The 24,485-nt window shown below is 73.0% G+C and carries 23 protein-coding genes and 1 pseudogene; 14 read left to right on the forward strand and 10 right to left on the reverse strand.

Features of this window, described 5'->3' with window-relative positions; all coding sequences use genetic code 11:
• Positions 1 to 9: 9 nt before the first annotated feature.
• The 3 genes from panD (at position 10) to M8542_RS04550 (ending at position 1,761) form a co-directional block, all read left to right on the forward strand.
• Positions 10 to 420 carry an aspartate 1-decarboxylase gene (panD, locus tag M8542_RS04540; RefSeq protein ID WP_257918711.1) on the forward strand — a complete coding sequence of 137 codons (411 nt, stop codon included), beginning with the start codon at positions 10 to 12 and terminating at the stop codon, positions 418 to 420.
• 97 nt (positions 421 to 517) lie between these two features.
• Entirely contained in the window at positions 518 to 1,540 is a 1,023-nt protein-coding gene (locus M8542_RS04545) for an ABC transporter substrate-binding protein (protein WP_257918712.1), read from the forward strand.
• A gap of 11 nt (positions 1,541 to 1,551) precedes the next feature.
• Positions 1,552 to 1,761 (forward strand): MbtH family protein, encoded by a 210-nt coding sequence (locus M8542_RS04550; protein ID WP_257918713.1) that lies wholly within the window; start codon positions 1,552 to 1,554, stop codon positions 1,759 to 1,761.
• A 410-nt stretch (positions 1,762 to 2,171) separates the two neighbouring features.
• Here M8542_RS04550 and M8542_RS04555 read toward each other — a convergent pair whose 3' ends face one another.
• The 3 genes from M8542_RS04555 to M8542_RS04565 form a co-directional block, all read right to left on the reverse strand.
• On the reverse strand, positions 2,172 to 3,923 hold the full coding sequence (locus M8542_RS04555) for an ABC transporter ATP-binding protein (RefSeq protein WP_257918714.1): 1,752 nt from the start codon (positions 3,921 to 3,923) through the stop codon (positions 2,172 to 2,174).
• Positions 3,920 to 5,590 (reverse strand): ABC transporter ATP-binding protein, encoded by a 1,671-nt coding sequence (locus M8542_RS04560; protein WP_257918715.1) that lies wholly within the window; start codon positions 5,588 to 5,590, stop codon positions 3,920 to 3,922. The genes M8542_RS04555 and M8542_RS04560 overlap by 4 nt, the downstream gene beginning before the upstream one ends.
• Positions 5,591 to 5,668: 78 nt before the next feature.
• On the reverse strand, positions 5,669 to 6,505 hold the full coding sequence (locus tag M8542_RS04565) for a DMT family protein (protein ID WP_257918716.1): 837 nt from the start codon (positions 6,503 to 6,505) through the stop codon (positions 5,669 to 5,671).
• Between the two features lie 44 nt (positions 6,506 to 6,549).
• On the opposite strand from M8542_RS04565, the gene M8542_RS04570 reads away from it, so the two are divergent.
• The 3 genes from M8542_RS04570 to M8542_RS04580 all read left to right on the forward strand — a co-directional run bounded on the left by M8542_RS04570 (position 6,550) and on the right by M8542_RS04580 (position 9,393).
• Positions 6,550 to 7,062, forward strand: a complete 513-nt coding sequence (locus M8542_RS04570; protein ID WP_257918717.1) for a DinB family protein — start codon at positions 6,550 to 6,552, stop codon at positions 7,060 to 7,062.
• Between the two features lie 215 nt (positions 7,063 to 7,277).
• Entirely contained in the window at positions 7,278 to 8,390 is a 1,113-nt protein-coding gene (gene srmL / locus M8542_RS04575; RefSeq protein ID WP_257918718.1) for a PheS-related mystery ligase SrmL, read from the forward strand.
• 292 nt (positions 8,391 to 8,682) lie between these two features.
• The gene (locus M8542_RS04580) at positions 8,683 to 9,393 is read left to right on the forward strand and encodes an MBL fold metallo-hydrolase (protein ID WP_257918719.1); all 711 of its coding nucleotides are present in this window, start codon (positions 8,683 to 8,685) and stop codon (positions 9,391 to 9,393) included.
• A 1-nt stretch (position 9,394) separates the two neighbouring features.
• Here M8542_RS04580 and M8542_RS49835 read toward each other — a convergent pair whose 3' ends face one another.
• The gene (locus M8542_RS49835; protein WP_276585959.1) at positions 9,395 to 10,159 is read right to left on the reverse strand and encodes an IclR family transcriptional regulator; all 765 of its coding nucleotides are present in this window, start codon (positions 10,157 to 10,159) and stop codon (positions 9,395 to 9,397) included.
• A gap of 122 nt (positions 10,160 to 10,281) precedes the next feature.
• Between M8542_RS49835 and M8542_RS04600 the strand changes: the two genes are divergently transcribed.
• The 6 genes and pseudogenes from M8542_RS04600 (at position 10,282) to M8542_RS04625 (ending at position 17,159) form a co-directional block, all read left to right on the forward strand.
• A complete protein-coding gene (locus tag M8542_RS04600) occupies positions 10,282 to 11,433 on the forward strand; it encodes an acyl-CoA dehydrogenase family protein (RefSeq protein WP_257918720.1) in 1,152 nt (383 codons plus the stop codon).
• A complete protein-coding gene (locus M8542_RS04605) occupies positions 11,430 to 13,466 on the forward strand; it encodes an acetate--CoA ligase family protein (RefSeq protein ID WP_257918721.1) in 2,037 nt (678 codons plus the stop codon). Before M8542_RS04600 ends, M8542_RS04605 begins: the two co-directional genes overlap by 4 nt.
• Positions 13,467 to 13,568: 102 nt before the next feature.
• Positions 13,569 to 14,388 (forward strand): annotated as a pseudogene (locus M8542_RS04610) (ABC transporter permease).
• A complete protein-coding gene (locus M8542_RS04615; RefSeq protein ID WP_257918722.1) occupies positions 14,373 to 15,068 on the forward strand; it encodes an ABC transporter ATP-binding protein in 696 nt (231 codons plus the stop codon). Before M8542_RS04610 ends, M8542_RS04615 begins: the two are co-directional and overlap by 16 nt.
• Positions 15,055 to 16,059 (forward strand): ABC transporter substrate-binding protein, encoded by a 1,005-nt coding sequence (locus M8542_RS04620; protein WP_257918723.1) that lies wholly within the window; start codon positions 15,055 to 15,057, stop codon positions 16,057 to 16,059. The genes M8542_RS04615 and M8542_RS04620 overlap by 14 nt, the downstream gene beginning before the upstream one ends.
• A complete protein-coding gene (locus M8542_RS04625) occupies positions 16,056 to 17,159 on the forward strand; it encodes an LLM class flavin-dependent oxidoreductase (protein ID WP_257918724.1) in 1,104 nt (367 codons plus the stop codon). Before M8542_RS04620 ends, M8542_RS04625 begins: the two co-directional genes overlap by 4 nt.
• On the opposite strand, the gene M8542_RS04630 is transcribed toward M8542_RS04625, so the two are convergent.
• The 5 genes from M8542_RS04630 to M8542_RS04650 form a co-directional block, all read right to left on the reverse strand.
• Positions 17,156 to 17,755 carry a class F sortase gene (locus M8542_RS04630; protein ID WP_257918725.1) on the reverse strand — a complete coding sequence of 200 codons (600 nt, stop codon included), beginning with the start codon at positions 17,753 to 17,755 and terminating at the stop codon, positions 17,156 to 17,158. The genes M8542_RS04625 and M8542_RS04630 overlap by 4 nt on opposite strands.
• Positions 17,745 to 18,584, reverse strand: a complete 840-nt coding sequence (locus tag M8542_RS04635; RefSeq protein WP_257918726.1) for a DUF4397 domain-containing protein — start codon at positions 18,582 to 18,584, stop codon at positions 17,745 to 17,747. Before M8542_RS04635 ends, M8542_RS04630 begins: the two co-directional genes overlap by 11 nt.
• Positions 18,585 to 18,603: 19 nt before the next feature.
• A complete protein-coding gene (locus M8542_RS04640; RefSeq protein WP_257918727.1) occupies positions 18,604 to 20,400 on the reverse strand; it encodes a glycosyl transferase in 1,797 nt (598 codons plus the stop codon).
• Between the two features lie 95 nt (positions 20,401 to 20,495).
• A complete protein-coding gene (locus M8542_RS04645; protein WP_257918728.1) occupies positions 20,496 to 21,281 on the reverse strand; it encodes an IclR family transcriptional regulator in 786 nt (261 codons plus the stop codon).
• 52 nt (positions 21,282 to 21,333) lie between these two features.
• The gene (locus tag M8542_RS04650) at positions 21,334 to 21,924 is read right to left on the reverse strand and encodes a TetR/AcrR family transcriptional regulator (protein ID WP_257918729.1); all 591 of its coding nucleotides are present in this window, start codon (positions 21,922 to 21,924) and stop codon (positions 21,334 to 21,336) included.
• Between the two features lie 85 nt (positions 21,925 to 22,009).
• Between M8542_RS04650 and M8542_RS04655 the strand changes: the two genes are divergently transcribed.
• Entirely contained in the window at positions 22,010 to 22,927 is a 918-nt protein-coding gene (locus tag M8542_RS04655; RefSeq protein ID WP_257918730.1) for an oxygenase MpaB family protein, read from the forward strand.
• A gap of 9 nt (positions 22,928 to 22,936) precedes the next feature.
• Positions 22,937 to 23,962 carry an LLM class F420-dependent oxidoreductase gene (locus M8542_RS04660; protein WP_257918731.1) on the forward strand — a complete coding sequence of 342 codons (1,026 nt, stop codon included), beginning with the start codon at positions 22,937 to 22,939 and terminating at the stop codon, positions 23,960 to 23,962.
• Here the strand turns inward: M8542_RS04660 and M8542_RS04665 are convergent.
• On the reverse strand, positions 23,898 to 24,434 hold the full coding sequence (locus tag M8542_RS04665) for a GNAT family N-acetyltransferase (protein WP_276586019.1): 537 nt from the start codon (positions 24,432 to 24,434) through the stop codon (positions 23,898 to 23,900). The two genes, M8542_RS04660 and M8542_RS04665, sit on opposite strands and share 65 nt — an antisense overlap.
• Positions 24,435 to 24,485: the final 51 nt, after the last annotated feature.

The raw sequence follows: 24,485 nt of genomic DNA on the forward strand, positions 1-24,485 counted from the left end.
GAGGTAGACGTGCACCGCACTCTGATGAACGCCAAGATCCACCGGGCCACCGTGACGCAGGCCGACCTGCACTACGTCGGCTCGCTGACGATCGACGCGGACCTGATGGCCGCCGCGGACATCGTCGAAGGGGAGCGCGTCCAGGTCGTCGACATCACCAACGGCGCCCGGCTGGAGACCTACGCCATCACCGGCGAACCCGGCTCCGGCGTGATCGGCGTCAACGGCGCCGCGGCGCACCTCGTGCACCCCGGCGACCTCGTCATCATCATCACCTACGCCCAGGTCGACGAGGCCGAGCGGGCCGGGCACCGGCCGCGCGTGGTGCACGTCGACGCCGACAACCGGCAGGTCCACCTGGGACACGACCCGGCCGAGCCGGTGCCGGGCGCGCAAGCCCAGCTTTCGGGCCGGAATTGACGCAGGTGGGGGTGGACACAGGTCGGTCGCGACAGTTGCTTTCGGCAGCCTCACCTAAATAAGGTGTGCCTACCCTAAAGTCTGGTGAGAGGTTCTCATGTCCGTGTTTCAAGGCGCTGCCGGGCTCAGCCGGCGTGGATTCCTGATCGGGGCCGGTGGCCTCGCGGCGGCCGCCGCCCTCACCGCGTGCGGGAGCGGCGAGGACAAGCCCGCCGCGTCGTCGGGCCCGTGGGAGTTCACCGACGACCGCGGGCAGAAGGCCACTCGCGACCAGCGGCCGTCCCGCGTGGTCGCCTACGCCAGCTCGGCCGCGGCGCTGTGGGACTACGGCGTCCGCCCGGTCGGTGTGTTCGGCCCGCAGAAGACCGCGGACGGCAAGAAGGAGATCCAGGCCGGCAACATCGACCTGAACGCCGTCACCTCGATCGGGAACGCCTGGGACGACTTCAGCATGGAGAAGTTCGCCGCGCTCAAGCCCGACCTGGTCGTCACCGGGCTCACCGGGACCAAGCCGACCGACCTGTGGGTGCTGAAGGACGACCTCGGCCCCAAGGTGCAGCAGATCGCCCCGATCGTCGCGATGTCGGAGTACAAGGTCACGCTGCCGAAGGTGATCGAACGCTTCGAGCAGCTCGCGGTGGCCCTGGGCGGCGACGCGAACTCCGACGTCATCAAGAAGGGCAAGGACGACTTTCAGAAGGCGTCCGACGACCTCAAAGCGGCGATCAAGGCCAAGCCGGGCCTCCGGGTGCTCGTGGTGTCCAGCGACAAGGACAACATGTACGTCTGCAAGCCGGAGTTCTTCGCGGACCTGGCCTACTACCGCGAGCTCGGCCTGGACATCGTCGACGGCGCCGGCCCGGACGACTACTTCGAGACGCTCAGCTGGGAGCAGGCGGGCAAGTACCCGGCGGACCTGATCCTGACCGACAGCCGCACGTTCGCGCTGTCGCGTCAGCAGCTCGCGGCGATCCCGACGTGGGCGCAGGTGCCCGCCGTCAAGGCCGGCCAGCTCGCCGACTGGTCGACCGAACCCCGGTTCAACCCGGTGCTCGCGGCCCCGGTCATCCAGAAGCTGACCGAGGTCGTCAAGGGCGCCCGCACGGACATCACCGCCTGAGGAGGCCTGGCATGACCAACCCGTTCGAAGACCCGGCCGGCACGTACCTGGTGCTGGTCAACGCGGAGAACCAGCACAGCCTGTGGCCGGAGTTCGTCGACGTCCCGGCCGGCTGGACGACCGCGTTCGGCCCGGCGGGCCGCCAGGAGTGCCTGGACCACGTGGAAGCGAACTGGACGGACATGCGCCCCAAGTCCCTGGCCGACGCCATGGACGCCTAGCCACCTGGCCGGGAAAGCGCCGGGAGCCATCGGGGGCTCCCGGCGCTTTCGCACGTCGCCGCGCGTGATGCCCCTCCAATCACGCGAGATGCCTCTCCAGACACGCGAGATGCCCCTTCAATCACGCGAGCCGACTCCCCAGGCACGCGAGATGCCCCTTCAAGCACGCGAGTTCCGCCTCCAATCACGCGAGTTCCGTCTTCAATCACGCGAGATCCGCTCCGGATCACGCGGATCCCGCGTTCGGGAAGGTCGGCTCGCGTGCCTGGAGGGTCGGCTCGCGTGCTTGGGGAGTCGGCTCGCGTGCTTGGACGGTCGGCTCGTGTGTCTGGCGGGGCATCACGTGTGTCTGGAGGGGTATCGGGTGTGATTGGCGGGGCATCACTCGTGATTGGCGGGACGACACGGCGTCAGGCGCGTTGGCCTGACCATGCCGACCACAGCTTTGCGTACCGACCGCCCGCGGCGACCAGCTCCTCGTGCGTGCCGGACTCCACCACCGCGCCCGCGTCGAGGACCACGATGCGGTCCGACGCCGCCGCCTGGGTGAGGCGGTGGGCGACCACCAGCGCCGTGCGGCCTTCGAGGGCCGCCGCGGCGGCCGACTCGAGGACTCGGGAACCCGCGCTGCCCGCCTCGGCCGTCGCCTCGTCGAGGATCGCGATCGGTGGGTCCGCCAGCACCAGGCGGACCAGGGCCAGCTGCTGCGCCTGCGTCACCGTGAGCTGGTGACCGCCTTCGCCGACCACCGTCGCGAGCCCGGACGGCAGGCTGTCCACCCAGGTCAGCGCCCCCACCTTGGCCAGCGCCGCCCGCAGATCGGCGTCGGACGCCGAGGGGTGCGCCAAGCGCAGGTCGTCCGCCAACGGGCCCGCGAAGACGTGGACCTCCTGGCTGATCAGCGCGACACTCCGGCGGGTCTCCTCCGGCCCCAGCTCGTCCAGGGACACCCCGCCGAGCGTCACCGACCCCGAAGCCGGCCGGTGGATGCCCGCGACCAGCTTGGCCAGCGTCGTCTTCCCGGCCCCGCTCGCCCCGACCAGCGCCACCCGCTCACCGGGCGCGACGTCGAGGTCGATGTCCCGCAGCACCGGGTGGCCGTCCACATAGGAATAGCCGGCCGCCGCCGTCTTCACCGACGCGTCCAGCGGGCGGGCCGGCCGCGAAGGCGACGCGTCGGCGGGCAGGTCGGCGACGCCGATCAGCCGCGCGAGGCCGGCCGCGGCCGCCTGGGCGTCGTCGACCAGCGCGAGCGCCGTCGTGATCGGCCCGAACAGGCTGTGGAAGTACAACGCCGCCGCCGTCGCGACACCGACCGTCACCGCGTCCGCCCCGACGAGCAGGAACCCCATCGCCAGCACGGCCGACAGCCCGACGAACTCCGCCAGGTTGAGCCGCGCGTAGAACCGCGTCACCAGCCGGATCCCGCGCAGTGCCAGCTCGACGGCCGTGTCCGACCGCTTCCGCACCCGGTCCAGGTGGGCGTCACCGAGCCGGAACGCGCGGACGGTCTTGGCGCCGCCGATGGTGTCGAGCAGCTGCTGCTGTTGCACCCCGACGGCCTCGCGCTGACTGGCGTACAACGGCTTCGCGCGCGGCACGTACCAGCGCACCGTCCAGAGCTGGATCGGCACGGCCACCAGCGCGGCCAGCAGGAACCGCCAGTCGAGCACGGCCAGCGCGCCCAGCGTCAGCACGACCGTCAACACCGACCGGCCCAGCTCGGGCAGTGCCTGCCGCACCGCCTCGGCGACCACCGAGACGTCGTTCGTGACGCGGGTCGTGAGGTCGCCGGACCCGGCGCGTTCGAGCTGTTCGAGCGGCAGCCCGAGGGCGCGTTCGACGAAGCGCTCGCGCAGCTCGGCCAGGATCGTCTCGCCCAGGCGCGCCACCATGGACACGCCGATCGCGGTCGCGACCGCCTGCGCCAGCGCGACGAGCACCAGGCCCACCACGGGAACGACGAGCTCGGACGCGGGATGGCGCGTCGCGACGAGGTCGACGATCCGGCCGAGCAGGGGAGCGGTGAGCAGGCCGATCGCGGTGGCCGCGACGAGCATCGTGAACGCGGCCGCGGTGCGGCCCGTCGCCCGGCCGAGGAGCTCGCCGACGACGGCGCGGATCCGGCGGCCGTCGGCCACGGGGAGGAGTTCACGGGTCATGAGAGCACCGCCGCCCGGTAGTCGGCCCGGCCCGCGAGGTCGGCGTGGCTGCCCTCGCCGGCGATCCGGCCGTCGTCGAGGAGCACGACGCGGTCGGTCGCGGCGAGCAGCGCCGGGCTGGTGGTCACGAGGATGGTGGTGCGGCCGCGCCGCAGTTCGGCCAGCCCGGCGGCGATGCGCGCCTCGGTGACCGTGTCGACGGCGGTCGTCGGGTCGTGCAGCACGAGCACCGGCGCGTCGACCGACAGCGCCCGCGCCAGCGCGACCCGCTGGCGCTGGCCGCCCGAAAGCGACCGGCCGCGTTCGGTGACGGCCGTGGCGACGCCGTCGGGCAGCGCGCTCACCACCTCGTCGACGGCGGCCGCGGTCATCGCTTCGCCCGCCTTCGGCCCGGTTTCGAAGTTCTCGGCGACGGTCCCGGCGAACAGGTCGGCGTCGTGCGCGGCGACCAGCACCACCTCGCGGACCCGGCTGGGGTCCACAGTGGACAGGTCCACGGCGTCGACCGAGACCGAGCCGGTCGCGGGGTCCGCGGCGCGGCCCAGGCAGTCGAGCAGGTCGGTCGCGGCGGCCGGGTCGGTGGCCACCACCCCGAGCAGCTCGCCCGGGCGAGCCTCGAACTCGACGTCCCGCAGCGCGCCGCGGCTCAGCGCCGACAGCCGCACGTGGCCGGCGGCGGGGGCGGGCAGCGTGCCCGCTCCGGCGTCGACGGCCGGCGGCGCGTTCAGCACGTCGGCGATGCGCGCGGCCGACGCCCGGCCCTGCGCGAGCTCGCCGTTGACCCAGGCGAAGATCGAGAACGGCGTGATCAGGTACTGCGCCAGCCCGACCGCGGCGACGAGGTCGCCGACGCTGATGTCGCCCGCGGCCGCGAGGTTGCCGCCGACGAGCGCGACGACGGCGATGAAGATCCCCGTCAGCGCGAGCAGTGCGCCGTTGTGCCAGGCCTGGGCACGGGCCGCGCGCAGCGTCGCTTTCAGCGAGTCCTGGCTGGTGCGGCGGTAGCGGTCGACGGCCGCGCGTTCGGCGCCGACACCCTTCAGCACCCGCAGCCCGGCGACGAGGTCGGTCGCGACACCCGAAGCGAACGCGGACCGTTCCTGCTCGGCTTCGCTGCGCCGCTCGAGGGGTTTGCCGATCAGGTGCGCCAGGTACAGCATCGGCGGGGTGCCGAGCAGCACGAGCAGGCCCAGCGGCAGCGACATCGTCAGCAGGACGACGGCGCTGACCAGCAGCCCGGCCAGGCCCGCCACGCCGAAGGGCGCGACGCCGTTCACCTGGCCGACGCGCTTCGCGTCGGACGTCCCGATGCTGACCAGCTCACCGGCGAGGTTGCCGGCTTCGGCGCCGCCGCCGGGGTGCAGCACCCGGCGTCCGACGTCGAGGCGCAGTTCGTGGGCCGCGCGCTCGGCAGCGCGTTCGCCGAAGCGGGCGCCGAGCCGGTAGCTGGTGGACAGCGCGGCGAACAGCACGCCGAGCACCGCCAGCCAGATCACCAGCGTGCCTGCCGAACCGCCCGCGACGGCCTGGTCGATCACCACGCCGATCACCACCGGCACCAAAGCCTCACCGCCCTGGTGGCACGCGGTCAGCAGCGCGGCGAGCGCCACCGATCGTCGTTGCCCGGTGATCGAACGGCGGAGGACTTCCCGTCCCGTCGTGCTCACCCGCGCCTCCCTGTCCTACGTCTGGATAGGTAAGGCTAGTCTAAGTAAACGACTGACGGGAACACGGTTGCCTTCGTCTCAGTTGACAGTTTCGGTGGCCGGTTCCCCGAAGCGGGCGAGTGCGAGCGCGGCCGCGACGGCGAGCGCGAACCCCGCGACGGCCACCACGGCGAACCCGGGCCGCGTGCGGTCGCCGAGGGCGAGGACGCCGACCAGCGACGGGAACACCGTCTCGCCGAGCACCATCATCGCGGTGCTCGTGGTGACGCTGCCGCGCTGCAACGCCGTCGCGTAGAACAGCATCGCCATCCCGCCCGCGACCGCGACGGTGTAGGTGGCCGGGTCGGTGAGCAGGTCCAGCGGGGCGAGGCTGGGGATGATCCGCCCGGCGATGGCGACGACGCCGAAGCTGAGCCCGGCGACGAGCCCGAGCGCCGGCGTCCGTACCCGGCGGCCGGTCTTGCCCGCGACGATCCCGGCCACGGCGAGGACCGCGACCGCCCCGATGAGCACGAGCCGGAAGCCGAGCCCGACGGGGTCCGAGCCCTCGCTTTCGGCGGCCGCGCCGAGCAGGGCGAGCCCGGCGCACACGACGCCCACGGCCAGCCATTCCCGCTTGCCGAGCCGCACGCCGAGGAACCGCGCGGCGACCGCGGTCACGGCCAGGCTCGCGGCGAGCGCGGCCTGCACGACGAACAGCGGCAGCACGTGCAGGGCGACGATCTGCGCGAGGAAGCCGAGGAAGTCCAGCGACAGCCCGAGCACGAACTTCCACTGGCCGAGGACGCGCACCAGCAGCTTCGGGTCGACGCCGTCGCCGCCGGTGTCGGTCGCGCGGGCGGCGACCGCCTGCATCACCGAAGCCACGCCGTACGCGCATGCCGCCCCGAGGGCGCAGAGCAGTCCCCACCACATGCCGGTCACTCTATTTTGTCGGTGGCGTGCGGTACGTTCCGGTCATGTCGAACACGAGTTCGAAGGCGCACCGTCGCTGGCCCGCTCGCCTGGCGGCCGACGAACTGCGCCTTCAGCTGGACTTCCTGCAGTTCCTGCGTGCGACGGCGGTGAACAAGCTGGCGGGGCTGCCGCCTTCGCCGGCGGCGGCGACACCGCTGCCGACGTCGCCGCGGTTGAGCGCGCTGGGGGTGGTGAAGCACCTCACGGCGGTCGAGCGCTGGTGGCTGTCGATCGAGGCCGGCGGTGCGGACCTGCCGTCGTTGTGGGCGGGGTCGCCGGATCCGAGCTGGGATCTGTCGCCATCGGACACTCCTGCGTCGGTGGTGGCGGCGTACCGGGCCGAGTGGGCCCGGGCCGAGAAGTCGCTGCGGGGGCTGGGCCCGGACGACCGGACGCGGCGGCGCGGGGAGTTCACCGTGCGGTGGGTGGTGGCGCACGTCGTCCAGGAGACCGCGCGGCACTTGGGGCACCTGGACCTGCTGCGGGAGCTGGCGGACGGGGAGGTGGGGGAGTGAGCGCGGGGGTCGCGGGCGGGAAAACCGCGTGACGGCGGCGTTAGCCTGGGTTCATGGTCGCGTGCCGCCGATTTACGAGCCCCCTGGCCCTGCATGAGCGCCAGTGGGTTCCGGTGCCGCGTCCGGTTTCGCCGTGACGCGCACGCGCTGACCTCACCGGGTGTCCGGGCCAGGGGGCTGCCCCCGACCAGCCCGACTCACCCAGGAGGTCCTTCATGCCCGAAACACTCACCCCGGCCCAGCTCGCCCGCGATCTCGCCGTCCGGGACCTGACCGACCCGGCCGCCGGGCCGCACGCGATCCAGCTCGTCGTCGACCGGGCCGTCTCGGCACTGGCCGCGCGGTGGGGCTGCGCCGTCCGGCGGCGGCCGGGCGAGCGGATCGTCACGGTCGCCGACAACTACGACAACCTCGGCTACGACCCGGCCGACGTCACGCGCGACGCGCGCTACACCCGGTACGTCGACGCGGACCACGTGCTGCGCAGCCACTCCAGCGCGCTGGTCCCGGCCGCGCTCCGGGCCCTGGCCGCGAGCCCGGCCGAAGACGTCCTGCTCGTCTGCGCGGGTCTGGTCTACCGCCGCGACAGCATCGACCGGCTGCACACCGGCACCCCGCACCAGCTCGACCTCTGGCGCGTCACCCGGCGCACGATGACGCGCGCGGACCTGGAGGAGATGGTGGCCGCCCTCGTCCCGGACCGGCGGTGGCGCCTCGAGGACCGCCGCCATCCGTACACAGTGGACGGAGCCCAGCTCGACGTCGAGCACGACGGCGAGTGGGTCGAGATCGCCGAGTGCGGCCTGGCCCACGCCGCCGTCCTGGCCCGGGCGGGCCTGGCGGACGGCTGGTCCGGCCTCGCCCTCGGCCTGGGCCTGGACCGGATGCTGATGCTTCGCAAGGGCATCCCGGACATCCGCCTGCTGCGCTCACCGGACCCGGCGGTCGCCGGCCAGCTCACCGATCTTTCGCCGTACCGCCCGGTGTCGGCACTGCCGGCGATCCGCCGCGACCTCTCGATCGCGGTCCCGGCCGGCGACGAGGCCGAGAACCTGGGCGACCGGGTCCGCGACGCCCTGGGCGCCGACGCGGAGGTGGTGGAATCGGTCGACATCCGGCAGGAGACGCCGTACGCGGAGCTGCCCGCGCGGGCCCGCGAGCGTCTCGGCGCGCGGCCGCACCAGAAGAACCTCCTGATCCGCCTGGTGCTGCGGCCCCTCGACCGGACCCTGTCGGACGCGGAGGCGAACGTGCTCCGCGACCGGGTCTACGCGGCCCTGCACCAGGGGACGGTCCACCAGTGGGCGACGAACGATCTTGATGCCTGATCAAGTCGTAGAGGAAGTTCACCCCGACCCCGAGGGGGATCGAGGAGAAGAGGCCGGCAAGAAAAAACAATCATTGTTGGCGCTTCGCAGGTCGCTCCGCGTGAGCCTGGGCGCTTTCGATCGTGCTGGCGACCAGTTGTTTTACGGCTTCAGCCTCGTCCGCATGCAGTGCAGACAGCCGTTGGTACTCCTCGGAGTCTGCACGGATACGGTCGAGCGCTTTCGAGCGGAGGGTGAGACTCCTGAAGACGGCGGCTCCGAGCAAGTACGGCCTGCCCCGTAGGGTGTGGCCATGGCAGATCGGCTCTACTTCCGGCAGCTGCTCGCCGGGCGGGACTTCGCCGTCGGGGATCCCGTCGCGACGCAGATGGTGAACTTCGCCTACCTCATCGGGGATCGGGAGACGAAGGACGCCGTCATCGTCGACCCCGCCTACGCCGTGCAGGATCTGCTCGGGGTGCTCGAGGCCGATGGCATGCGGCTCACCGGGGTGCTCGCCACCCACCACCACCCCGACCACGTCGGCGGCGCGATGATGGGCTTCGAGCTGCCGGGCATCGCCGAGCTGCTCGCCGAAAAGCCCGTGCCGATCCACGTCAACGGCGCCGAGAGCGAGTGGGTCAAGCGCGTCACCGGGGTCTCCGACACCGACCTGCGCGCCCACGACCACGACGACGTCCTCGAGGTCGGCGCCATCCCCATCCGGCTGCTGCACACCCCCGGCCACACCCCAGGCAGCCAGTGCTTCCTCGTCGAGGACAAGCTCGTCTCCGGCGACACGCTGTTCCTCGAAGGCTGCGGCCGCACCGACTTCCCCGGTGGGGACGCCGAGGAGATCTACCGCAGCCTGCAGGCCCTCGCCGGGCTGGCCGGCGACCCCGTCGTCTACCCCGGGCACCAGTACTCGGCTGAGCCGTCGGCCGCGTTGTCCGAGGTGAAGCGGACCAACTTCGTCTACCGGCCGCGGTCGCTCGACGAGTGGAAGGTCATGTTCGGCGGCTGACTCACGCCGAGACGGCGGCCTCGATCGACGCCGCCGCCTCGGTGGCCAGCGCCCCCAGCTCCGCGAACCGCGCGGGCGTCGCGGCCGCGGTCAGCGGCCCCCACACACTCACCACCGCCAGGGGCCGGCGGCGGCGGTCGAACACCGCCGCCGAAACCCCGTACAGGTTCGTCTCCATCTCGCCGACGCTCAGCCCGTACCCCCGCTCCCGGACCACACCCAGCTCGACGCGCAGCCGGTCGCGGTCGACGATCGTCTCGTCGGTGTAGCGGGTCAGCTCCGCCGGCAGCAGCGCCGCCACCTCCGACCACGGCAGCCCGGCGAGGAACGCCTTGCCCGTCGACGTCGCGTGCAGCGGCGCCTGCCAGCCCAGCCAGCGCGCCGAAAGCACCGCCGACGGCACCGCTTCGTCCACATAGGTCAGTCCGAACTGCCGGGGCACGGCCAGGTTCGCCGTCTCCCCGGTCCGGTCCGAAAGGGACACGACGGTCTCGTGCGCCCGCCGGACCAGCCCGTCCACGCCGGCGCCCGCCGCCCACCGGTCGACCGCGAGGCCGATCGTGTATCGGTTGCTGCCCGGGTCGCGCTCGAGGACGCCGTGGTGTTCGAGCGTCGCCAGCAGGCGCCACGCCGTCGCGCGGTTGAGGCCGCAGCGTTCGGCCAGCGTCGCCGCCGTCTCGCCGAGCGGCCCGCTGTCGGCCACCGCGTGCACGAGCGCGACCGCCCGATCCACGGACTGGACGCGCCCGTTGCCCCGCTCCTCCATCTGGCCTCCTCGGCGGGCAGCGTAGCGAGCGCCCGTTCGGACGCTTGACGGCTCGCCCGGCCCGTCCGTACCGTCGCGCATTACGAACGACCACCGCACATTATGCAACGCGGAGGTAGGCCATGCACTTCGCCCTCACCGACGAGCAACGGATGATCGCCGACACCGTCGCCGCCTTCGTCCGGACCGAGCTCTACCCCCACGAAGACGAGGTCGAGCGCCTCGACGAGGTCCCGGCCGAGCTCGCCGCGCAGATCCGGAAACGCGCGCTCGACGCCGGGCTCTACGCCCCGAACATGCCCGCCGAACTCGGTGGCGGCGGTCTCGACGGCGTCGGCGTCGCCCTCGCCGAACGCGAGCTCGGGAAGGCGTCCTACGCCCTGCACGCGCTGGTCGCGCGGCCGAGCAACATCCTGCTCGGCTGCGAGGGCGCGCAGCGCGAGGAGTACCTGCTGCCGACCGTCCGCGGCGAGCGCGTCGACTGCCTGGCGATGACCGAACCCGGCGCCGGCTCCGACGTCCGGTCGATGACCACGCGCGCGGTCCGCGACGGCGGCGACTACGTCATCACCGGCGGCAAGCACTTCATCAGCCACGCCGACGTCGCCGACTTCGTCATCCTCTTCGCGGCCACCGGCGTCGAGGACAGCGGCAAGAAGCGGATCACCGGGTTCCTGGTCGACCTCGACACGCCGGGCGTGACGGTCCGGAAGGCCGCCGGCTGCGTCTCGAACCGCGGCTACCACACGTGCGAGCTGATCTTCGACGACGTCCGCGTGCCCACGGGGAAACGCCTCGGCCCGGAAGGCCTCGGCTTCGAGCTGATGAACGCATGGCTCGGCTCGACCCGACTGTCCGTCGCCGCCACCTGCGTCGGCCGCGGCCGGCGCGTGCTGGACCTGACCACCGGGTGGGCTGCCCGGCGCGCACAGTTCGGGCAGCCGATCGGGCGCTTCCAGGGGATCGCCTTCCCGCTGGCCGACCTCACGACCGAGCTCGACGCCGCCGAGCTGCTCACCCTGCGTGCCGCGTGGAACTTCGACCAGGGGCGCCTGACCGACCGCGACGTCGCGATGGCCAAGCTGTTCGCCTCCGAGACCCTCGGCCGGATCACCGACCAGGCCGTGCAGGTGTTCGGCGGGCTCGGCCTGATGGCCGAAACCCGCGTCGAACGGTTCTGGCGCGACGCCCGCCTCGAGCGCATCTGGGACGGCACCAGCGAAATCCAGCGGCACATCATCGCGCGGTCGCTGCTGCGGCCGCTGGGCGCGTGAACCCCGGGCTCCGCCGCCTCCTGAACCCCCGGCGCGTGGTGGTCGCCGGCGGCGCCGCGGCGGCGGAGGCGGTGGTGGTGCGGTCCCGGGAACTCGGCTTCGCCGGCGAGATCTGGCCGGTGCACCCGCGGCGGCGCGTCCTCGCCGGGCTGCCGTGCTTCCCGTCGGTGGCGGACCTGCCTGGCGTGCCCGACGCCGCCTTCCTGTCCGTGCCCGCGAGGTCCACTGTGGATCTGGTGGGCGAGCTGGCCCGCGTGGGCGCCGGCGGTGTGGTCTGCCACGCCTCGGGGTTCGCCGAAGCCGGCGACGCCACGCTGGAGGCCGAGCTGGCCGCCGCGGCCGGCGACCTCGCGCTGCTCGGCCCGAACTGCCTCGGGTTCGTCAACTACCTCGACGGCGTCGCGCTCTGGCCCGAGCAGCACGGCGGGCACCGGACCGGACGCGGCGTGGCGGTGCTCAGCCAGAGCGGCAACGTCGCGCACAACCTGTCCATGCAGCGCCGCGGCCTCCCGCTCGCCTGCCTGGTGACGATCGGGAACGCCGCCGTCACCGGCGTCCCGGAACTCGTCGACACGCTCGCCGCGGACCCGCGCGTCACGGCGATCGGGCTGTACCTGGAAGCCGTCGACGACCCGGCCGGGCTGGCCGCGGCGGCCCGGCGGTCACTGGCCGGCGGGGTGCCGGTGGTGGCGGTCAAGTCGGGGACCTCCGAAGCGGGCGCCCGGGCCACCCTCAGCCACACCAGCGCACTGGCCACCTCCGACGCGCTGTGCTCGGCGTTGTTCGCCCACGCCGGGATCGCGCGCGTGCCCGGCCTGCCCGCGCTGGTCGAGACGCTCAAGTTCCTGCACGTCCACGGCCCCCTCGACGGCCCGTCGCTGGTGTCGGCCAGCTGCTCGGGCGGCGAGGCCGCGCTCGTCGCGGACGCCGCGGAAGAGCGCGGCCTGCGTCTGCCCGGACTGCCGCGGCCGGTCCGCGAGCGGCTGCGGGCCGTCCTCGGTGACCGCGTCGAGGTGGCCAACCCGCTCGACTACCACACCTACATCTGGGGTGACGCCGCCGCGCAAGAGGAGTGCTTCACGGCGTTGCTCGGCGCCGGCGCCGACAACCACCTGCTGGTGCTGGACTTCCCGCGTGAAGACCGGTGCCGGACCGGCGCTTTCGACTCCACAGTGGACGCTTTCGTCCGGGCCGCGCGCACGACGGGCGCGCCGGCGAGCGTCGTGGCCACGCTGCCGGAGAACCTGCCCGAAGAACGGGCACGGCGGCTCCTGGAAGCGGGCATCGCCCCGATGCACGGACTCGGCGAGTGCCTCGACGCGATCGCGGCCGCGGCGTGGGCCGGGCAAGCCCGGCTCGCCCGGCCCGGCCCGCTCGCCGTGTCGACGGCGACCGGCGCGACCGTCCAGGTCGACGAATGGGAGTCCAAACAGGACCTCCGACGAGCGGGAGTGCCGATACCCGAAGCCCTGCTGACCGACCCCCGAGGCGCCGTCGAGGCAGCCGAAGCACTGGGCTACCCGGTGGTGCTCAAGGCGGTTTCGGCCGAACTGGCCCACAAAACCGAGGCCGGCGCGGTGCGGCTCGACCTTCGCGACGCCGAGGCCGTCCGGCTCGCGGCGAAGGAACTCGGGGAAATCTCCCCGCGGCTGTTGGTGGAGCGGATGGTCACCGGCGTCGTCGCCGAACTGATCGTCGGCGTGCGGGCCGATCCGCGGTTCGGGCTCGCCCTGACGCTCGGCAGCGGCGGCACCCTCGTCGAACTGCTCGCCGACGCCGCGACCGTGCTGCTTCCCGCCACCCGGGCGGACTTCACCGCGGCGATCCACGGGTTGAGAGCCCGGAAGCTGATCGACGGCCACCGCGGCCGCCCGCCCGGCGACCTCGACGCCCTGCTCGACGCGGTCGAATCCGTGGCGGCCTACGCCCTTTCCGAGGCGGATCGCCTGGTCGAGCTGGACGTGAACCCGCTGCTCGTGCTCCGCCACGGTATCCGGGCGGTGGACGCGGTGATCGTCCGTTCCACGGGCTGAAACACGCCGAGTTCACGGACTGGGCACCGATTGACTTCCCGGGGAACCGGCTCGAAGCTCGGGGCAGCAAATCCCGAACATCCCCGTCCCCGGGAGAAATCCGTGTCGATTTCCACCACGGGCGTGCTGCCGCGCGCCCGGAAACGCGCCGAAGGGCTGCCGCGCAGGGCGGTGCGGCGGCCCGACCTGCGGCGTTGGATCAGCCCGGTGGTGCTCGTCGCCGCCTGGCAGGTCTTCAGCGCCACCGGCGTGCTGCCACCCGACAAGCTCAGCTCGCCCTGGACGGTCGTGCAGGCCGGTGTCGAAGTCGCGCGCAGCGGCGAACTCGGCGACGCCTTCGCGGTGTCGCTCGGCCGCGTCGGCGCCGGGTTCGCCCTCGGTCTCGTCGCCGGAGTGGTGCTGGGCATCGTCTCCGGGCTGTCCCGCTGGGGCGAGGCACTGGTCGACCCGCCCGTGCAGATGCTGCGCACGCTGCCGTTCCTCGGCCTGATCCCGCTGTTCATCCTGTGGTTCGGGATCGGCGAGGAAACGAAGATCGTGCTGGTCGCGCTCGGCGTGGCCTTTCCGCTCTACCTGAATGTCCACTCGGGAATCCGCAGTGCCGACCCGAACCTCGTCGAAGCCTCGCGGGCGCTCGGGTTCAGCCGCGCGGAACGGCTTTGGCACGTCGTCCTCCCGGGCGCGCTGCCGCAGGCGCTCGTCGGGCTGCGGCAGTCGCTCGGGCTCGCGTGGCTCGCGTTGATCGTCGGCGAGACGGTCAACGCCGACGCCGGGGTCGGGTACCTCATCAACAAACGCGCGGGAGTTCCTGCGCACCGACGTCGTGGTCGTCGGTCTCGTTTTGTACGCCCTGCTCGGCCTGGTCACCGACGCGCTGGTCCGGCTGCTCGAACGGAAGGTGCTGCGGTGGCGAACCCGGTAGCCGAGGTCCGTGACCTCACGAAGCGCTTCGGCGAGCGGACCATCCTCAGTGGACTCGAGCTGACCGTCCAACGGGGTGAGTTCGTCGCGCTGCTGGGCCGCAGCGGCTCCGGCAAGTCGACGCTCCTGCGGGTCCTCGCCGGGCTCGACGACGACGTGGCCGGCCGCACGACCGTGGCCGGCACCGTGTCGGTTGCCTTCCAGCAGCCACGGCTGCTGCCGTGGCGGAGGGTCTGGCGCAACGTCGTCCTCGGCCTGCGCCAGGACGGCGTCTCGAAATCCCGCAACCGCGCGCTGGCCGAAAGAGCATTGGGTGAAGTGCAGCTCGCCGGCCACGCCGACGACTGGCCGCTCACGCTGTCCGGTGGTGAGGCGCAGCGCGTGTCACTGGCCCGCGCCCTGGTGCGTGAGCCTGACCTGCTGCTCCTCGACGAACCGTTCGGCGCGCTCGACGCGCTCACCCGGATCGCCATGCACGAGCTGGTGCTGGACCTCTGGCGGCGGCACCGGCCGGGCGTGTTGCTGGTGACCCACGACGTCGACGAGGCCCTGCGCCTCGCCGACCGGGTGCTGGTGCTCGACGGCGGCCGGATCGTCGCCGAGCACCGGCCACGGGAGACCGGCGATCTCCGGCACCGGGTGCTGGCGGACCTGGGGGTGACCGAAGATGCGGTGGCGTAACGGAATCGCGGTCGCGGCGACCGCAGTCGTCCTCGCCGGGTGCGGTTCGGCGGCGTCGTCGGACGCGGTGCCGGGCCCGGTGAGCCCGGCGGACCTGGCCAAGGTGACCCTCAAGGTCGGTGACCAGAAGGGCGGCGTGAAGTCGCTGCTCACCGCGGCCGGCCAGCTGGACGACACGACGTACAAGATCGACTGGGCGACGTTCACCTCGGGCCCGCCGCTGCTCGAAGCGGCGTCGGCCGGGGCGATCGACACCGGCCGGGTCGGCAACACCCCGCCGATCTTCGCGGCCGCCGCGAAGGCGAAGATCAAGGTGATCAGCGTGTCACGCAGCAACGTCGAGCGCGAGGCCGTCCTCGTCCCACCCGACTCGACGCTGCCGGACGTCGCCGCGTTGAAGGGCAAGACGATCGGCGTCGCCAAGGGCACTTCGGCGCACGGCCAGCTGCTGAACACGCTGCACCGGAACGGACTGTCCACGAAGGACGTCAAGCTGAACTTCCTGCAGCCGTCCGAGGCCTACGCCGCGTTCACCCAGCACACGATCGACGCCTGGGCGATCTGGGACCCCTACACCGCGCAGGCCCAGCTCGAAGCGCACGCCCGGGTGCTGGCCGACGGCCGGGGCGCGTCCAACGGCCTCGGCTTCCTGACCGCGGGCACCGCGGCGCTGGCCGACCCCGGCAAGAACTCGGCGCTGCGCGACTTCGCCGTCCGGGTCGTCAAGGCGCAGAAGTGGGCCGACACGCACCGCGCGGAATGGGCGGCGGCCTGGGCGAAGGAGACAGGACTCAAGCCCGAGGTGGCGCGGAAGACCGTCGACGCCGGCCGGGACCTGCCGATCGCGCTCGACGACACCGTGATCGCCTCCGAGCAGCAGCTCGCGGACGCGTTCACCGACGAGAAGACGCTGCCCGGCAAGGTGGACTTCGCCGCGTTCGCCGACCGGCGGTTCGCGGCAGACCTGGATCAGGCGAGGAGCACCGGATGAGCGTCACCCTGCACTGGTTCCTGCCCACCAGCGGCGACGGCCGCACGATCGTGGAACGCTTCCACGCCAACCGGTCCCAGGGCCCGTCGGCCCAGCGCCAACCCGATCTGGACTACCTGGCCCAGGTCGCCCGCGCCGCAGAGCGGCAGGGCTTCGAAGGCGTGCTGACGCCGACCGGCACGTGGTGCGAAGACGCGTGGCTGACCACGGCCGCGCTGATCCGCGAGACGACCCGGCTGAAGTTCCTGGTCGCGTTCCGCCCCGGCGTCATCTCGCCGACGCTCGCCGCCCAGATGGCCGGCACGTTCCAGCGCCTGTCGGCGGGCCGGGTGCTGCTCAACATCGTCACCGGCGGCGACGCGGTGGAGCAGCGGCGCTTCGGCGACTGGCACGAGCACGACGCCCGGTACGCCCGCACGGACGAGTTCCTGACGATCGTGCGCGGGGTCTGGTCCGGGCAGCCGTTCAGCTTCGAAGGCGAGCACCTGCGCGTCGAGGGCGCGACGACGCTGGCGGCGCCGGCTCCCGTGCCGCCGATCTACTTCGGCGGGTCGTCCCCGGCCGCGCTGCCGGTCGCGGCGCGGCACGCCGACGTCTACCTGACCTGGGGCGAACCACCCGCGCAGGTCGCCGAGAAGATCGGGAAGGTCCGCGCGCTGGCCGGCGACCGGCCGATCCGCTTCGGCGTCCGGCTGCACACGATCTCCCGCGACACCTCGGCCGAGGCGTGGGCGGAGGCGCGGAAGCTCCTCGACGCGCTGAGCCCCGAGCAGGTCGCGAAGGCGCAGGCGCAGCTGGCCGCGAGCGAGTCGGTCGGGCAGCAGCGGATGGTCGCGCTGCACGGCGGGAAGCTCGACGGCGGTGTCCGCGGGCTGGAGATCCACCCGAACCTGTGGGCCGGCGTCGGTCTGGTCCGCGGCGGCGCGGGCACCGCGCTCGTGGGCAGCCACGAAGAGGTCGCGGACCTGATCGAGGAGTACCACAGCGTCGGGGTGAGCGAGTTCGTGCTGTCGGGTTACCCGCACCTGGAGGAGGCGTACTGGTTCGGCGACGGCGTCTGGCCCGAACTGGCGCGACGCGGTCTGCTCAAGGAGTACTAACCCCAGCGCGTCGAGGCGTAGACGACGATGTTGTCCCGATAGGACCGTTTCGCCGCGTCGAAGCTGCCGCCGCAGGTGATCAGCCGCAACGCACTGCCCGGCGCGGGCCCGTAGACCGCGTCGGTCGGGAAGGCGTTCTTCGGGTAGCGCTGGACGGTGTCCACGACGAACCGGGTCTCCTGGCCGTCGGAGCGCGCGACGAACACTTGGTCCCCGTCGCGCAGGTCGCGCAGCCGGAAGAACGGCGCCGGCCCGGACCGGGAGTCGACGTGCGCGGCGATCACCGCCGGCCCGGGATCTCCCGGCACCGGGCCGGCGGCGTACCAGCCGACGTCTTCGAACCGCGCGGGCGCCTCCAGCTGATGGTCGCCGCCGAGGCCAAGCGGGACGAGCGCGGCCGCGTCGACCCCGATGGCGGGGATGCGCAGCCGCACCGGCCGGACGTCGGCCCGCGCGGGTAGCGGCCGCGGCCCGGTCGCCGTCGGGGTCACGGGAGCGGACGGGGACGGAGTGACCGGTGGGGGCGCGGCCGGGGCCGCCGAGCAGCCCGCGGCCAGCACCGCCACGACGAGCAGCGCGCCGAGGTCAGCGCGCACGAGCCGCCCGGCGTCCCACCAGCACCGCGGCCAGCAGCAGCCCGGCCGCGGCGAAGGCCGGCCACAGCGGCGGACCGGACGAGGGCGCCGTGCCGCCGCCCCCGGTCTCCACGCCGAGCTTCGGCGGTTCGGGCAGCGACGCGCCGTCGGAGATCGGGTTCACCTTGAGCGCCCCGGCGTTCTCGGTCACCAGCAACGTCGTCGACGTCCCGGCCTTGACGTCGACGTCCGCGGTCGACTGCACCGTGCCGCCGGTCAGCTGCAGCGGCCAGCGGCCCTCCGGGACGTCCACATAGGACGATGTCTGGCCGTAGGCGGCGTCCTTGGCGATGGTGACGCCAGTGGGGCCCGAGACGCTGACCGGCGTGATCGCCGCCGAGCCTTCGACCACCCGGACCCGGCCCTTGCCCGCGCCGGGCGCGGTGAGGTCGTCGGTGACCAGGTCGCCCTTGAGCGTGCCGTCCGGGCCGTTCGCGAAGACCAGCAGCGAGTAGGCGCTGCGCTCGGCGACCTCGATGGTGGCCGACAGCGCGGGCGGCGTGCTGGCCGCGGCGTCCGCGGGCCGCATCGACAGCGTGTACTTGCCGGGGTCGAGCGAGGAGTACGGGGTGACCGCGCCGTAGCCGGCCTTGCGGATGACGACCTTTTCGGCCTGGCCGAACGGCGCGAAGTAGATGTCCACCGGGGGCACCTTCGGGGACAGGTGGCCGACCCGGATCCAGCCGACACCCGGGCCGGGGGCGGTCGCCGCCTCGGCCGTCATCGGCGTGAGGGCGACGAGCAGGAGGGCTGCGGCAATCAGCCCGCCGGGTCTGAGCAGGGTACGCATCGGCAGATCCTTTCGCCGGTCAGGGGGAGGAGAACGGGACGAGCAGTCCCGGGGGAGCGAACAGCGGATAGGTGACGAGCACGCCGCCGCCGGTCCGGGTGACCGACGCCGGGCGGAACAGGTCGCGCTGGCCGGTGTAGAACGCGGCCACGCCGTCTTCGCCGCCGGTCAGCAGCACCTGGCGGCGCGGCTGCCCGGCGCTTTCCTCACCGGGGACCGCGGGGAAGGCCGCGACCCGGACCGGCTGGAACGCGGCGAGGGCGGCGATCGTCGCGATCAGCCGCGGGTCGACGTGCCCCGCGCGGAGCACGGCGGCGGCGTCCGGGGCGAAGGCGATCCGGGTCGACGCCGCCAGTGCCGCGCCCGCGTGGGCCCGCGCCGAGGACTCGGACGGCGCGGTCGGGTCGGTCGGCGGCAGGCCGAGGCGGGAGACGGTCACGTCGCCGAAGATCGCGGTCGGCCCGGAGCCGTCGAAAGCGGCGTCGATGGCCGGGTAGCGCGTGCGCAGATCCGCCGCGTCACCGGCGAAGACAGCCCATTCGGCGGGCGGGCACTCGGCCGCGCAGGCCGCGGGCGCGACGAGCATGCCGGTCGGCCAGCCGGCCTTGGCGAGCTCGGCCCAAGCCGCGTCGTCGACCAGGACGCGCGCGCCGGAAGCGTTGGCCCGCAACCATTCTTGCGCGCCGGCGAGCGGCCCGGCCCGGTCGGTCGACGGCCGCAGGGCGGGGTAGCCGTACACCCAGCCGGCGGCCACGATCGCGACCAGGACCAGCGCCGCCACGGTGATCCCGCCGCGGCGGCGCGGGTTCCCGCGGTGGGCCGGCGCGCGGTGCCGGGTCACCGCCTGGACGACGCCGGCCAGCAGCAGCGGTGTCAGCGGCAGCAGGAGGGCGAGCACGGCGGTGTCCGGCACGCCCGGGACCAGCAGGGCGCCCACGAGCAGCAGCCCGGTCACCGCGAACGGACGCAACGACGCCACGGCCAGCGCGGCCACCAGCGCGACCGTCGAGAGCACGGCCCACGCCGGGTCGAGCGCGACCCAGTCGGCGACCGACGGCCGGCCGGGGTCGGCGAGGTGCGGCCGCAGGGCGTCGGCCGCGGGGCCGAAGGCGATGCCGAGCCCGAGGTTGAGCAGCACCGCCACCAGCGCCGCCCGGACCGGCGAGCGCCGGACCAGCAGCCAGCCCGCCGCGGGCAGGAACACCAGCGCCAGCGGGGAGGTGAGCGCCGCCGCCAGCAGGCAGAGCGCGGCCAGGACGTCGTGCCGGATCCGCGCGCCGGGCCGGGTGAGGAGCACCAGCGCGCCGAGCGCCCAAACCACCGCCAGGTGCTCCACGACGACCAGCCGCTGCAGGCCGAGCGCCAGCGGCGACGCCGCGAGCAGCAGCGCCGCGGCCGCCGACGCCCACCGCGTCAGGCCGGTCCGGCGCGCCAGGAACCACAGCAGGACCACACCGATCACGCTCGCGACGATCATCGTTTCGCGGACCGCGGCCAGCGCGGTCGCCGAGCGGCCGAACGCGTCGGTGACCATGGTGTAGGCCGACAGCTGCCACCAGCCGAACGGGCTGACCCCAGCGCCGCCGGCGTCGGTGAACGGGGTGAGGTGACCGAGTGCGTAGGCGTGGGCGACGTTCGCGGCCTCCGCGGGCAGCGCCGGGGCGGGCGCGGCGAGGTAGAGCACGCGCAGCCCGCCGGCCAGTGCCAGCAGCGCGAGCACGATGTCGAGGGCCAGCAGCCGGTGCCCGGCTGCCGGTCCGGGGAGCGTCGCGGGGGACTGACCCGGGACGGTCGTCCCCCGGCTGTGCTGGGCCATTGGACGGATCGTAGCGGCTTCCGATCACCGGTCCAGCTCGGGACGATTACGTCAGCCAGACGGCCTAGACACGGGGAAAGCCTTGTCCCGCAAGATTATTTCCGACTGTCCCGAGTGGAGGCGGACAGTGTCCGGGTCAACGCGAGCGCGACCGTCCGGACGGCGGGCGCGACCCGTTCGGTCCGCATCCGGTTGGCCCAGCCGGAAATCGAGACGGCGGCGACCGCGACGCCGCGCGCGTCGAGCAGCGGGCTCGCCGCGCACACGACGCCGACACCGGATTCCTCGCGCTCCAACGCGACGCCGTCCTCGCGCACCCGGGTCAGCTGGCGGCGCAGCAGCCCGGGCGCGGTGATCGTCTTCGGGCTCATCCGGGGTAATCCGGCGTCGATCACCTGGTTCACCACGGAATCCGGAGAGAACGCGAGGATCGCCTTGCCGACGCCGGTGGCGTGCGCGGGGAACCGGCCGCCGATGCGCGAGGGCAGGGTCGGCGCGTCCGGGCCGCGCAGCACGTCGAGGTAGACGACTTCGGTGCCTTCGAGGATCGCGAGGTGCACGGTGTTGCGCGTCGCCTCGCGCAGGTCGGCCAGGTACGGGCGGGCCGCTTCGACCAGCCCCCGCCTGGGTGAGGCCAGTTGGCCGATTTCGAACAGGCGCAGCCCGAGCCGCACGGCGCCGTCCTCGCGTTCGAGCAGCCCGGTCTCGGCCAGGTGCCCGACGAGCCGGTGCACGGTCGTCTTGGCGAGCCCGGTCCGGCGGGCGAGCTCGGACACGCCGAGCGTGTCGTCACCCGGCCGGAAGGCCTCCAGGAGCGCGGTGAGCCGGGCCGCGATGAGACCGTCACCGCTCGCGCCGTCGTTCCGCCCAGCGGTACGCATGGGTTGAGTGTGCCCGATCCGGCGCGCGACTGTCACGAGGTCGGAGGTGAGGTCAGTGGTCGTCGGCGCCGAGCACGAGTTTCACGCAGTGGGCGACGAGCCGCTCGCGCGAGACCTTCAGCGAGCCGTCGAGGTAGGCGATGAACACGTTGCTCAGCGCGCCGACCAGCCCGACGGCGACCATCCGGCGTTCGGTCTCGTCGCCGTGGGACAGCTGCTCGCCGACGAGCGCGGCGAACACCGGCAGCAGGTGCAGGCCCCGGCGGGTGAGCGCGGGGTCGGTCAGCGGCGCGAGCAGCAGGACCCGGCCCTGGCGCGGGTCGTCGACGATCAGCTCGACGAACGCGCGCACGGCGTGCTCGGCCCGCAACGTCGGGTTCGGCGCGTCCCGGACGGCGTCGACCAGGGCTTGCCGGGCCTGTTCGCCGACGTGCTCGTAGACGGCCGCGACGAGCTCTTCGCGGTCGGCGAAGCTCTCGTAGAAGTAGCGCTCGGTGAGCTTCGCGTGCCGGCACACCGCGCGCACGCTCGTCCCGGCCGACCCCTCGGTGCCCAGCAGCTCGAGGCCCGCGGAGACGAGCTGTTCGCGCCGCAGCGCCTTCCGGTCGTCGAGTGTCGTGCCCGCCCACGTGCGGCCCGGCATGGCTGCTCCTCGGTTGACTACGTGTGTTGTCAGATCCTAGCCTGACAACAGCCGTAGTCAGTTTCGACGCGACGAGGAGCTGCCGATGACGCCGGAACCGCTGGGTCCCGACTCGCTGACGTGGAAGTACTTCGGCGACTGGCGCGGCCTGCTCATCGCGCTGTGGGCCGGGTCGATGCAGAACATGCACCCCGGCCTCGGCGCGGGCGTCGAGCAGCACTCGCGGTTCTTCGAGGAACGCTGGCAGCGGCTCTTCCGCTCGCTCTACCCGATCGGGGGAGTCGTCTACGACGGCCCGCGTGCCCACGCGACCGCGTTGCAGGTCCGCGGGTACCACGACCGCATCAAGGGCGTCGACGCTCGCGGGCGGCGGTACCACGCGCTCGACCCGGACACCTACTACTGGGCGCACTCGACGTTCTTCGTCAGCACGATCCTAATCGCCGACCACTTCATGGGCGGCATCGGCGAGGCGGAGAAGCGGCGGCTGTTCGACGAGCACGTCACGTGGTGGCGGATGTACGACATGACCATGCGGCCGGTGCCGGAGAGCTGGGAGGACTTCCAGCGCTACTGGAAGCACATGTGCGCGGAAGTCCTGGAGGACAACAAGGCCACCCGCGACGTCCTCGACCTGCGCGGGATCGCGAAGCCGCCGTTCCTGCCGTGGCTGCCGGACCTGCTCTGGCGGCCGGTGAGCGCGCTGATCGCCCGCAACTTCGTCTGGCTGACCACCGGGCTCTACGACCGGGAGGTCCGCGACCTGCTCGGCCTGCGGTGGTCGTCGCGGGACGCGCGCCGGCACCGAAGGGCCGGGAAGCTGATCAACGCCGTGTTCAAGCTCGTCCCGCACGATCGCCGCTACCACCCGCGGGCCCGCGCCGGCTGGCGACGCGTGCGGGGCGAGGTGGCTCCGGGAACCGCGTTGGTCGAGACTCCACGGAGGAACCTGCCGCCGCTGTCCGAGCGGGGCAAGCCCGAGCACTACGCGCCGAACGTCTAGGAGGCATTCGTGAAGCTGGGATTCCACGTCGGGTACTGGGGCAGCGGCCCGACCCCGGGCGCGCTGGAGGCGGTCCTCAAGGCCGAGGAGCTCGGCTTCGACTCGGTGTGGACGGCGGAGGCGTACGGCTCGGACGCGTTCACGCCGCTGGCCTGGTACGGCGCCGCCACCAGCCGGATCCGGCTCGGCACCAACATCGTGCAGATGGCCGCGCGCACCCCGACCGCGACGGCGATGAGCGCGATGACGCTGGACCACCTCTCCGGCGGCCGGATGGTGCTCGGGCTCGGCGCGTCCGGCCCGCAGGTCGTGGAGGGCTGGTACGGCCAGCCGTACCCGAAGCCCCTCGCGCGGACGCGGGAGTACGTCGACATCGTCCGCCAGGTGATCGCCCGCGAAGCCCCGGTGACCCTCGACGGCGACCACTTCCAGCTGCCGCTGAAGGGCGGCGCGGGGCTCGGCAAGCCGCTGAAGCCGACCGTGCACCCGCTGCGCAAGGAGATTCCGATCCACCTGGCCGCGGAGGGCCCGAAGAACGTCGCGTTGTCGGCGGAGATCGGCGACGGCTGGCTGCCGCTGTTCTTCTCGCCCAAGAGCAACGCCTTCTACAAGGCCGCGCTCGAAGAGGGCTTCGCTCGTGAAGGCGCTCGGCACACCTTCGAGACGTTCGAGGTGCCGTGCTCGATCCCGGTGCTCGTCCACGACGACGTCGAGGAGGCGGCGTCGTGGATCAAGCCGTCGCTGGCGCTCTACATCGGCGGGATGGGCGCGAAGTCGGTCAACTTCCACCACGACGTGTTCGCCCGGCTCGGCTACGAGGACGTCGCGGACAAGGTGCAGGAGCTGTACCTGGCGGGGCGGAAGGACGAGGCGACCGCGGCGATCCCGACGTCGCTGGTGGAGGACACGTCGCTGATCGGGCCGGCCGCGAAGATCCGGGACGAGCTGCAGGCCTGGGAGGAAACGGTGGTCACCCAGCTCCTCCTGCGGGGGGACGCGGCGACGCTGACGAAGATCGCCGACGCGCTGGGCTGAGCCCGGACACGCCGGTCTGCAGCAGCTGCGGCGACACCGCGAACCCGCGCCGCTCGTAGGCCGGCACGGCGCGTTCCGACGAATGGACCGTGACCCGCTCCAGGCCGAGCTCCTCGGCCAGGCGCAGGGTCGCGTCGATCAACAGCCCGCCGAGGCCGCCGTCGCGGGCTTCCGGGAGGACGTACACGCTCTGCACGTCGCCGGAGGCCCGCGCGAACACCCGCGGGGTCGGCACGCGCGAGGTGATCGCGAGGAACGCCATCCCGATCACCTCGTCGTCGCGGGCCAGCACCAGACACCGGTGGGTGGCTTCGTTGGCGCGCGCCCACGCGGCGAACTCGCGGACGAACCCGGCTCGCCCGCCCTCGGGCGGGCCGTCTTGTTCGACGACCCAACGCCACCTCAGCGCGGCGACGGTGGCGAGTTCGGCGGGGTGGGCGGGGCGGACTTCGATCTTCGGCACGGAACCCATCGTGGCGCGTGTCGGCACTTTTGTCGGGTTGCCGGGGTGGCGGCGCTCACG

The sequence above is a fragment of the Amycolatopsis iheyensis genome (assembly GCF_024703995.1).
GTDB lineage: Bacteria > Actinomycetota > Actinomycetes > Mycobacteriales > Pseudonocardiaceae > Amycolatopsis > Amycolatopsis iheyensis.